The sequence below is a fragment of the Lacticaseibacillus pantheris DSM 15945 = JCM 12539 = NBRC 106106 genome (assembly GCF_001591865.1).
GTDB classification, from domain to species: Bacteria; Bacillota; Bacilli; order Lactobacillales; family Lactobacillaceae; genus Lacticaseibacillus; species Lacticaseibacillus pantheris.
In genome coordinates this window covers 1-9965 of record NZ_BCVS01000090.1, presented here as the reverse complement: position 1 = coordinate 9965, position 9965 = coordinate 1, and the positions used below count along the sequence as shown (strand labels likewise).

General features: G+C 57.3%; 10 protein-coding genes. 2 read left to right on the top strand and 8 right to left on the bottom strand.

Annotation, left to right across the window (positions count from 1 at the left end):
- The first annotated feature begins 233 nt into the window (after window positions 1-233).
- On the top strand, window positions 234-1409 hold the full coding sequence (locus LPA02S_RS09050) for a cation:proton antiporter (protein WP_056957096.1): 1176 nt from the start codon (window positions 234-236) through the stop codon (window positions 1407-1409).
- Between the two features lie 254 nt (window positions 1410-1663).
- Window positions 1664-2647 (top strand): ketopantoate reductase family protein, encoded by a 984-nt coding sequence (locus LPA02S_RS09045; RefSeq protein WP_056957095.1) that lies wholly within the window; start codon window positions 1664-1666, stop codon window positions 2645-2647.
- A gap of 210 nt (window positions 2648-2857) precedes the next feature.
- Here the strand turns inward: LPA02S_RS09045 and trpA are convergent, their stop codons facing one another.
- Genes trpA through LPA02S_RS09005 form a run of 8 tightly spaced genes read right to left on the bottom strand, consistent with a single transcriptional unit; the run spans window position 2858 to window position 9384 of the window.
- The gene (trpA, locus tag LPA02S_RS09040; RefSeq protein ID WP_056957094.1) at window positions 2858-3628 is read right to left on the bottom strand and encodes a tryptophan synthase subunit alpha; all 771 of its coding nucleotides are present in this window, start codon (window positions 3626-3628) and stop codon (window positions 2858-2860) included.
- Between the two features lie 30 nt (window positions 3629-3658).
- Window positions 3659-4258 carry a phosphoribosylanthranilate isomerase gene (locus tag LPA02S_RS09035; RefSeq protein ID WP_054650053.1) on the bottom strand — a complete coding sequence of 200 codons (600 nt, stop codon included), beginning with the start codon at window positions 4256-4258 and terminating at the stop codon, window positions 3659-3661.
- Window positions 4248-5042: an indole-3-glycerol phosphate synthase TrpC gene (gene trpC / locus LPA02S_RS09030; protein WP_056957093.1), complete on the bottom strand. Its 795-nt coding sequence runs from the start codon at window positions 5040-5042 to the stop codon at window positions 4248-4250. Before trpC ends, LPA02S_RS09035 begins: the two co-directional genes overlap by 11 nt.
- A complete protein-coding gene (gene trpD / locus LPA02S_RS09025; protein ID WP_056957092.1) occupies window positions 5039-6058 on the bottom strand; it encodes an anthranilate phosphoribosyltransferase in 1020 nt (339 codons plus the stop codon). The genes trpC and trpD overlap by 4 nt, the downstream gene beginning before the upstream one ends.
- Before the next feature lie 16 nt (window positions 6059-6074).
- Window positions 6075-7292 (bottom strand): tryptophan synthase subunit beta, encoded by a 1218-nt coding sequence (gene trpB, locus LPA02S_RS09020; RefSeq protein WP_054650056.1) that lies wholly within the window; start codon window positions 7290-7292, stop codon window positions 6075-6077.
- A gap of 46 nt (window positions 7293-7338) precedes the next feature.
- The gene (ulaA, locus tag LPA02S_RS09015) at window positions 7339-8622 is read right to left on the bottom strand and encodes a PTS ascorbate transporter subunit IIC (protein WP_056957091.1); all 1284 of its coding nucleotides are present in this window, start codon (window positions 8620-8622) and stop codon (window positions 7339-7341) included.
- Window positions 8623-8625: 3 nt separating this feature from the next.
- Complete coding sequence (locus LPA02S_RS09010; protein WP_054650058.1) at window positions 8626-8904, bottom strand: PTS sugar transporter subunit IIB; 279 nt, start codon at window positions 8902-8904, stop codon at window positions 8626-8628.
- A gap of 42 nt (window positions 8905-8946) precedes the next feature.
- Window positions 8947-9384 carry a PTS sugar transporter subunit IIA gene (locus tag LPA02S_RS09005; RefSeq protein ID WP_054650060.1) on the bottom strand — a complete coding sequence of 146 codons (438 nt, stop codon included), beginning with the start codon at window positions 9382-9384 and terminating at the stop codon, window positions 8947-8949.
- Window positions 9385-9965: the final 581 nt, after the last annotated feature.

The following is a 9965-nucleotide window of genomic DNA, read 5'->3' as shown; positions in this document are numbered from 1 at the left end:
CCCACGAAAGCCGGAACTCGCCAACCCGACCAACGCTGCCGGCTACCACTACTGTAGCAATCACGTCGTAGGACACGCAAGCCGCAACCCCACCGCCACTTTGCCAGCACAGGCCAGCCATCTTTGTGCACGAACGCGAGGATATGATAAGCTAGTGGCAATTCAATTAGCGCGGTGCACCAAGTCCGCGAGGTTCCGTACATAATTATGTTTAACGATTGGGGAGGTAAACGATGCATTTTATCGGCACATTGACGTTACTTTTAATCACCACGCTACTCGCCGGCCACCTCGGCCAGCGCGCGGGTCTGCCCGCCGTTGTGCCGCAGATACTGGTAGGTGTGCTGCTCGGCCCCGCAATGCTGGGTTGGGTGCACGCCAGCACCAACCTCACCACCTTTGCGGATATCGGCGTAGTTATCCTGATGTTTCTCGGCGGGATGGAAAGCGATATCGACCTACTCAAGCGGTACCTGCGTCCCGCCCTGATCGTGGCGTGCGCCGGCGTCATCATGCCGGTTGCGCTTATCGGCCTGGCTAGCCGTTTCTTCGGCGTCAGTTGGACCGAAGCCGCATTTATCGGCGTCATCTTTTCCGCGACGTCCGTGTCCATTTCGGTGGCCGTACTCAAGGAATTCCATTACCTGGATACCCGCGAAGGGGCCACAATTCTTGGCGCGGCGGTTGCTGATGACATCATCGGCGTGATCTTGTTGAGCGTCATGATTGCCATTCTCGGCGGCGAGGGCATGAGTACCGGCGGGCACCAAAGTAACCTGGTAATCGTACTGGCAGGTCAAGTGGCCTTCTTTGCCTTTGTGTACGTCCTGATTAGGTGGGTGACGCCGTTCCTGTTGCACTTTAGCGACCGCCTCATGATGACCAGCAGCTCGACCATTATGGCGATGGTTATCTGCTTGGGGACCGCGTGGCTGGCCGAAGAGGTTGGCCTGAGTGGAGCTGTGGGCGCATTTTTTGCCGGGATTGCCGTTGCGCAGACCGACTACAAAGCTGAAGCCCTATCCGATATTGAACCGCTAGGGTATGCCACCTTCATCCCGCTATTTTTCGTCAGCGTGGGTCTGAACGTGCGGTTTGATGGTATCGGGCGGGATTGGCTGTTCATTCTGGTTTTGAGCGTCCTGGGGGTCCTCACCAAACTGTGGGGTTGCGGCCTGGGTGCGCGCATTAGCGGCTTCCAGTGGTTGAGCGCCAACGTTATTGGTTCGGGGATGATTTCCCGGGGCGAGATGGGGCTAATCACCGCCCAGATTGGCTTTGCGGCCGGTTTGCTCCGCGAGGACTTCTACTCCGCCATTATTTTAGCGATAATCATCGTCACGATGATCGCACCATTCATGCTCAAACGGGACATCGTCAAGCAGCAGGCATATACCGCCAGCGAATGACCGGCCGGTTGTTCACAGCGAACGCCAAAATAATTGATACCTAGACTGAGGCCTGGATGCCACCGCAAGTAGCGTGTGGATCTGGGCTTTTGATTGCCTTTTAATTAAAAAATACGTGGCATGACAACTTTACAATGGCAAAAACGCTTGATTTAATTTAATTAAAGTCTCATAATATCCCCAACGGCGTTTTGTTTGTTACATAAAATTATGTCAGTGGACGCTCTTGTGAGAGCGTGTAGGGGGTAAAGGATATGCATTATACAGTTCTTGGTGCGGGTGCAATGGGATTACGTTACGGCGTGTTACTGCAAGAGGTAGCGGGCATGAAGGTCGACTTTGTCGATAACTGGGATCCAGAGGTAGACACCATCCACTCACAGGGTGGCGTCTACGTTTCTCGTGACGGCGAGGAAAAGCACCTGGTGCCTATTAATATTTACCGCCCGGAGGAGTACACCGGCGACCCGGACGCCTACATCATCTTCTGTAAGCAGATGGGGCTCCAAAAGATGCTGGAACAGTGTGCTCACTTCTTTAAGCCGCACCAGTACGCAATTTCCTGTATGAACGGGATGGGCCACATTGAAAAGATTAATCAGTACTTCCCCAAGGAACACGTGTTGGGTGGAACCGCGTTGATTGCGACCGTCCTCAATGGTGCGGGCGACGTTGACTTCATTGGTCGGCCGAATACCGGGACCATGAATATTTGTCCCCAGACGGAGGTGGCTGACGACTTTACCCACCAGGTGGTCGCTGATTTTCAGGCGGCACATCTGAATCCAAACCTGACCGACAATTTTGTCGGCACGTTGATGGCCAAAGTCACGTTCAATTCCGTGGTCAACACCCTTTGCACGATGTTCGAAATTACGATGGGTGAATTTATCGCGTCACCCGTGGCGGAAAAATTGTCCAAGCAACTGATTGACGAAGCGTACACTGCCTGTGAAGCGGCCGGTATCCAGTTGCTCAACACGCGTGAAGAGGAGTGGGAGAGTGTCGTTCACGTTAGTCGGGACGCGAACCCGCTACACTACCCATCCATGTACCAAGACATGTCGAAGAACCGGCCAACCGAGGTTGACTACATCAACGGTTACATTTATGAAGTGGGGCACGCACACGGCTTTGAAGCGTCCACCCATAACTTCCTCCGCAACTTGGTGCACCTCGCCGAATTCGGCAAGACCTTTGATATGGATGCGTTCCGCGCCGAAGTTTTGGCCCGTTAACGTACTGGCACCACGCAAAGAGGTCCGGTCATAGTTAGCGGCTTCGATAAACCGACGCACATCGACGCCGGCCTACAAACGTGGACCACAATGCAGCTCCCTGTGCTTAACACAATAATGCCGATATTCCTAAGTTCGGGAATATCGGCATTATTACGTTAGTGCTCGGGAGCTGCATTGTGGCCCACTCTCTTTTGCGTGGCCTGATGACTAGGCAATCGCCGCCTTCATGGTCTTGGTGTAGTCACCAATCGCAGTGGCCGCCGCCGTCCCGTGTTGCGCGGCGATGTCAACGATAGCGGAGCCAACAATGATACCGTCAACAAAGCGGGATAGGTCCGCCGCTTGTTCGGGAGTGTGGATACCAAACCCTAACGCGGCCGGCACGTCGGTGTGTTGGCGGATTTCCGCAAAGAGGCTGCTGAGCCGCTGGTCGAATTCGTCGCGCTCGCCGGTAATACCTTCCGAACTGACTACGTAGATGAAGCCGGACGCTGCTTCGGCCAGGCGGGCCACGCGGTCGCCAGAGGTGAGCGTAATCAACATAATGATGTCAATCCCGTACTGCTCCGCGGCGGGCCGAATCTCGCCCTGTTCTTCGTACGGCAGGTCGGGGATGACCAGGCCGCCAACGTTCAGTTCCGCACAGCGGGCGCAGAAACGCTCGTAACCATACTTGAACGGGATATTCGCGTAAGTGAGGAACACAATCGGCGTGTCCGTTTGCTGACGGGCGGCCGCGACAATTGCGAAGACCTCGTCGACGCTAATACCACCCGCAAAAGCGCGGAGGTCACCGGCCTGGATTACGGGACCGTCCGCTACGGGGTCTGAGAAGGGGATACCCAACTCAATGATGTCCGCGCCGGCGTTGGCCATCGCGACGATGTTATTGACGGTGCTGTCGGCGTCGGGATCGCCGGCCACGATGAAGGGAATAAACGCCTTGCCGTGGTTAAATGCTGCAGTTAAATGACTCATATTAATCAACCTTTCTGTACGTTATCAATGTTAACTGGCCTGCGTCATTGCGGCGCGGGTATTACGGACAAAGTCGCGCACGAGCGCCGCGTCTTTGTGTCCCCTAACCTCGACGCCGCTGGATACGTCCACCGCGAACGGGGCGACGGCCTTAATCGCCGTTGCCACGTTGGTGGGCGTCAACCCGCCGGCTAAAAAGAGCGGGTCCGGCGCGGTGGTTAACCGCCGCCAGTCGAGGGTGCGGCCGCTACCAGCACCTGCGTCGAGCATGACGTAGTCCGCCGCGGTGGGTGGGAGCGCGGCTTGCTGCCCCTGAAATACGCGGATGACCGGGATACCACGACTTTGCAATAACTCCACCACGGCCTCGGGTTCGTGACCGTGCAGCTGGACGATGCTAATCGCACCGGCATCAACAGCGCTGAGCATGGTGTCGAGCGGTGCGTCCACAAAGACGCCCACGCTCACGATGCTAGGATCTAACAGTGCGCGAAGCTTGCTGGCCTGGCCGATGTTGACGTGGTGCCGGCCGGGCGCAAAGACGAAGCCGGCGTAATCGGGGTGCTCGTCGTTCACAATTTGGACGTCTGCGGGGATGGTGAGCCCGCAAATCTTGACCTTAGTTGTCATCGTGCTCACCTCCACGCAGTGCGTTAATAGTGGCGGCCTTGTTGGGCGACCGCATGAGGGTTTCACCCACCAGGATGGCGTCAACGCCGGCAGTCCGTAGCTGGTCCACATCCTGCGGACCACGAATGCCGCTTTCGGATACAAAGATGATGTTACGGGGTACTAACGGGCGCAACGCCACACTACGGTGTAGGTCCACGGTAAAGTCGCGTAGGTCACGGTTGTTGACGCCGATGATGTCCGCCCCGGCTTGAAGAGCCCGTTGGATTTCGTGCGGATCATGCGCTTCGACCAGCACGGCCAGCCCCAACGCCGCGGCTTTGTGAATGTAGTCGCGCAGCTGGTGGTCGTCGAGAATGGCGACAATCAGCAGAATCAGGTTGGCCCCAGCGACTTTGGCCTCATCAATCATGTAATCGTCAATGATGAAATCCTTCCGCAGTAGCGGTACCGTCACTGCCTGGCGGATAGTACGGAGGTAGTTGATGTCGCCGTGAAAGTAGGTGGGCTCAGTCAGCACCGATATGGCGTTCACGCCACCAGCTGCGTATTCCTGGGCCGTGGCGACGGGGTCAAAGTCTGCGGCGATGGTGCCCTTTGACGGGGATGCCGCCTTCACCTCAGCAATGATTGACAACGGTGGTTGCCGTAACGCCTGGTAGACGTCAGCGGGATCCGTTGTGGGTGCGGCCAGGGCCTGCGCGTGCATCGTTGCGGCCGGTACGCGGGCCTGGTTATGAGCTAGACGTTGCTGGGTGGCCGCCACCAGCTCATCCAGAATCATGCGCTCACCGCCCGCTGGGTGTGGTCAATAAGTTCGTCGAGTTTGGCGGCTGCCGCACCACTATTAATGGTGGTATGCGCCAACGCTAAACCATCGGCGATGCTGAGGTCGGCGTGGGCCGCATGGAGGGCACACGCCGCGTTGAGCAGCACCGTGTCCAACTTTGCCCCCGGCGTCCCCCGCAGGATTGCGCGGGTGATGGCGGCGTTCTCGGCCGGGGTGCCGCCAACGAGGTCATCGCGGTGCGCCCGCGGCAAGCCAAACTGCTCAGGGGTGATGGTGCTGCGTTCAAACTGGCCGTGGCGCACCGTCACGATGTCCGTTGCGGCGGTCGTAGTCACCTCGTCCAGGCCGTCCGCGCCGTGCACTACCAGCGCGTTCTCAACGCCGAGTTCGGCCAACACGTGCGCGAGGGGTTCCAGTAGTTGCTCATCGTAGACGCCTAGCAGTTGCGACGTTGCGTGTGCGGGGTTGGCCAGGGGGCCGAGGACGTTAAAAATCGTCCGGATACCGAGCTCCTTGCGCACGGGACCAACAAAGCGCATGGCCTGGTGGTACTCCTGGGCAAAGAGGAAGCAGATGCCGATGCTGCGCAGGGTCTCCGCGCTGACGGTGGGGTCAGCGTTAATGTTGACTCCGAGTGCTTCCAAAACGTCCGCTGCCCCGCTGCGGGAAGACGCGGCGCGGTTGCCGTGCTTGGCGACTGGCGTACCGGCGGCGGCCACCACGATGCTGGTGGTGGTAGAAATATTGAAGGTGTTGGCGTGGTCGCCACCGGTGCCGACAATTTCAAGGACGTTACTGCCCGCGTCGAACGGCAGGGCGTGGGCCCGCATTGCGTTTGCGGCCCCCGCGATTTCGGACACGGTCTCACCTTTCATGGCCAAGCCGGTCAGGAGTGCGGCAATTTGCACGTTGCTGGTTTGGCCGTCCATAATTTCGTTAATGACGGTTTCGGCTTGGTCAAAGTCGAGGTTCTGGTGGTTTGCGACCCGTTGAATGGCTTCTGTAATCATAGTGTTACCTCCCGTGCTAATCTTCGTTGAGCTCAATGCCACGGTACTTGGCAATTGAGGCCACGTCCTTGTCCCCGCGGCCTGAAACCGTGCAGATGATGATTTGGTCTTTACTTAAAGTGGGGGCGAGCTTCTGCACCTCAGCGATGGCGTGGCAACTCTCGATGGCGGCCACGATGCCCTCCTGCTTGGCAATGTACTCAAAGGCGTTCACGGCCTCATCGTCGGTGATGGCGACGTATTCCGCGCGTCCGGAGTCCATGAGCGCCACGTGTTCCGGTCCAATGCCGGGGTAGTCCAGTCCCGCCGAAATGGAGTAGACAGCGTCAATCTGGCCGTCTTGGTTCTGCAGGAAGCGGGACTTCATTCCGTGGAAGATCCCGGTCGAGCCCAGCTTCATCGTCGCGGCGGTTTGCGGTGTGTCCACGCCTTTGCCGGCCGCCTCACAACCGATCAGGTGGACGCTAGGATCCTGAATGTAGTCGGCAAAGCTGCCGATGGCGTTGCTGCCGCCGCCGAGGCACGCCACCACGTAGTCGGGGAGGCGCCCCTCAACGGTCTGCAACTGTTCTTTGGACTCCTTACTGATGACGCTTTGGAAATCGTGCACCATCGCGGGGAACGGGTGCGGGCCGACCGCGGAGCCGATGACGTAGAACGTGTCCTCGCTCCGGGCGGCGTAGTTTTGCAAAGCCGCGTTGACGGCGTCCTTGAGGACCATTGACCCGCTGGTGACGGCGTTAACCTTGGCACCCAGCAGCTCCATCCGGTAGACGTTCAGCCGCTGACGGTCGGTGTCGACTTTGCCCATGAAGATCTCGCATTCCATACCGAACAGGGCCGCGATGGTGGCGGTGGCGACACCGTGCTGGCCGGCGCCGGTTTCTGCAATCAGCCGGGTTTTGCCCATACGCTTGGCAATCAGCGCTTGACCGATGACGTTGTTAATTTTGTGTGCCCCGGTGTGGTTGAGGTCCTCGCGCTTGAGGTAGATTTTGGCACCGCCGAGGTCCTCCGTCATGTTCTTAGCGTAATAGAGTAGCGAAGGCCGACTAGCGTATTCACGTAGTAGGGTGTGGAATTCGTTCAGGAAGTCGGGGTCGTCCTTGTAGCGGTTGTATGCCGCCTCGACGCGCTTGATTTCGGGCAACAAGATTTCTGGTAGGTACTGGCCGCCGTATTCCAGGTAGCGACCGGAAGCCATTGAGTCTGTGGGTGTGTATGATGTAGTCATATTATTTCTCCTTTGTTATGCGCCGGTTACGTTGTGCGTACCGGTATTAGTTGAGGTGCATGATTTTGAGTAGGCCTCCGAGTAGCGGCCCGTAAACACAGTAGTCGGTTTCTGAAAGAATCCGCATGATGGGCGCATAGGTACCAACCATGGGCAGTAGCAACGCCTGACCGAAAATTAGGATGAAGCCATTCGCGCCCGAACCGAGAATTGCGCCGCGGCGGCCACCGTGGGCGTCGCCAAAGATGGCGGTGGCGGCCCCGGTGAAGAAGGTGGGAATCAATGCGGGAAAGACGATGATCGGGTAATGCGCTGCGGCAAGGATTAGCATCCCGATGATGCCGGTCGTCAGGCTCATGAGGAACCCGACGATGACGCTGGTCGGGTATTGCGGAAAGAGTAGTGGGATGTCGAGCCCGGGTTTAGCGTTAGGGATAAGTCGCTGGGCGATGCCGTGAAAGGCGGGGATGATTTCCGCTAGCATCATCCGGACACCGGCAAGAATAACGGTGATCCACATGCCGAACTCGATACCCTTGGTGATAGCGAAGACCACGACGTCTTTACCCGCCGCGACTTTGCTCATGGTGAAACCGGGGCCCGCAATCAGTCCGAGAATGAGGAACAGCAGCATCATAACCAGCGTTAACGCCACGGTCATGTCCCGGAGAAAGTTGAGCTTACCGGGCAACTTGAGGTCCTCCAGGTCATGCTCCTTATTGCCAAAGAACTTACCCAGCAGCGAGGCTACTAGCAGTCCGGATGAGCTTGAATGGGCGAGTGTGAACCCGTCAGCGCCACGGACGGGCTTGATGAGCAGGTTCACGTACGCACATGAGAGGGTCATGTACAGTCCCAGCAGCACGGAACCAACAACGACGCGGACCGGGAAGTTGAGGTCGGTACCAAACTTCAGGAGTGCGGCGATGAGGCCGGCAAAGAAGAACGATACGTGCGGGGAGAGGTGGACGAACTTGAGCGGGGTGAACCGCGAGAGCAACAGGTTGATGATGAACCCGCAGGCGAAGATTAGGGCCATGTCGGTACCGATATCAGTCAGGCTGGCCACCTGCGTTGCGCCGATGTTGCTGCTGGCGGGGGTGTGCATGTGAAAGATATGGGCGATTAGTTGTTGGAGCGGCAGGAGGGCCGTCCCCAGCGTCTGGCCGCCGACGTTGATCATCGTGAAACCAATGACTGCTTTGAGGGTGCTGGGCAGGATTTTGCTGCCGGGTTGGTGTTGGGCCAACATGCCGATGACGACAACTAGTCCGAGAATGAAGATTGGCTGGCTGAGCACGTTATTGATGAAGTACAGTAAGACACCCATGGGCTAGTCCTCGACGGTGGCCACGGCGGCCAACAGTTTAGTTTGCAAAGCGTTTCGGTCCATGATGTTGTCCTGGACAATGATGGTCGCGCTGGATGCGGGCAACATGTCGGCAAAAGTCGAGGTGGTCAGGACGATATCGTAATCGTCCGGGGTGGCGGAGGTGATATCGGCGTTATCAACCGTGGCGTTGATGCCGGCGGCGGATAGGATTTGTTCTGCGAACATTTTTTCCATGAGGCTGGTGCCGACACCGGCACCACAAACGGTCAGAATTTGCATAAGTAAGGTCCTTTCGGCGTCAATCCCTTGTTTAGGGATACGCTATTCTAATAGGTGTAAAACGGCGGCTTTGGTAGTAGCTTCAACAATGGCGGTGTACCGCCATCGCTCACTCAACTTGACCACTAGTTCTTGGAGCAGTTCGATGTGGTCGTCGCTACTGGTGGCGGCCAGGCCAATCAATAGATTAGCGGGACCGTTAGCGGCGTTGCCGAAATCAACGGGCCGTGTGAGGGTGAGGATACTGATACCGGTGCGGCGCGCTCCCTGTTCTGGTCGGGCGTGCGGTAAGGCAATGCCGGGAGCAATGACAAAGTAGGCGCCGTGGCTGCGGAAACTATCGAGGATGGCCGTCGTGTAACGGTTATCGGCAAAGCCGCCCGCGGTCAGCAGGTCACCGGTCTGGGTGAGCACGGATGTAGCGTCGATGTCGTTCTGACGTACGGCGATGGCGTTTAAGTTGGTGTAGTTAGTCAACATGATTGATCCTCCTGATGTACAAAAAAATCCGTCCTTATTCCACGTCAATAACGACGTAGAATAAGGACGGATTTTCCGCGGTGCCACCTTAATTTGACCACGGTACTGGTGGAACATTTGCCGATGACAAACGGCCAACGATAAAGCCCGCAGTGAATAGAATCCACTACGGGCCCAACGCGTCCAGTACCTTACGGTCACTCTTAGCGAAGAGCCAACACTCTCCCGGCAACTGACGTATGCCCACACGTTTCCCGGTACTCGTTGCCGCAGCAACTTTGAGGGAACCCTCGGTGGTCCATTTGCCAGCCTGCGTTCGGTCACATTCTCATCACCGTGACTCTCTGTACGTGCACAACTGGTTTGATCTCCACCTCAACGGTTTTATCGAAACAGAATTATTTAATTGTTACTGAGTCTACCCCCGTCGTCAGTCACTGTCAACAACTTTTTTGCGGGTGTTGGCCGGCGGCAGCGTAGGTCAGGCCGGTGAGCTTCGGCTTTGTGGGGCGCTCCATGGTAATCCACTGCTAGGGCGAAACCTCCAACTCGCAAAGTGCGCGAGTTTCCGGTGCGATTCT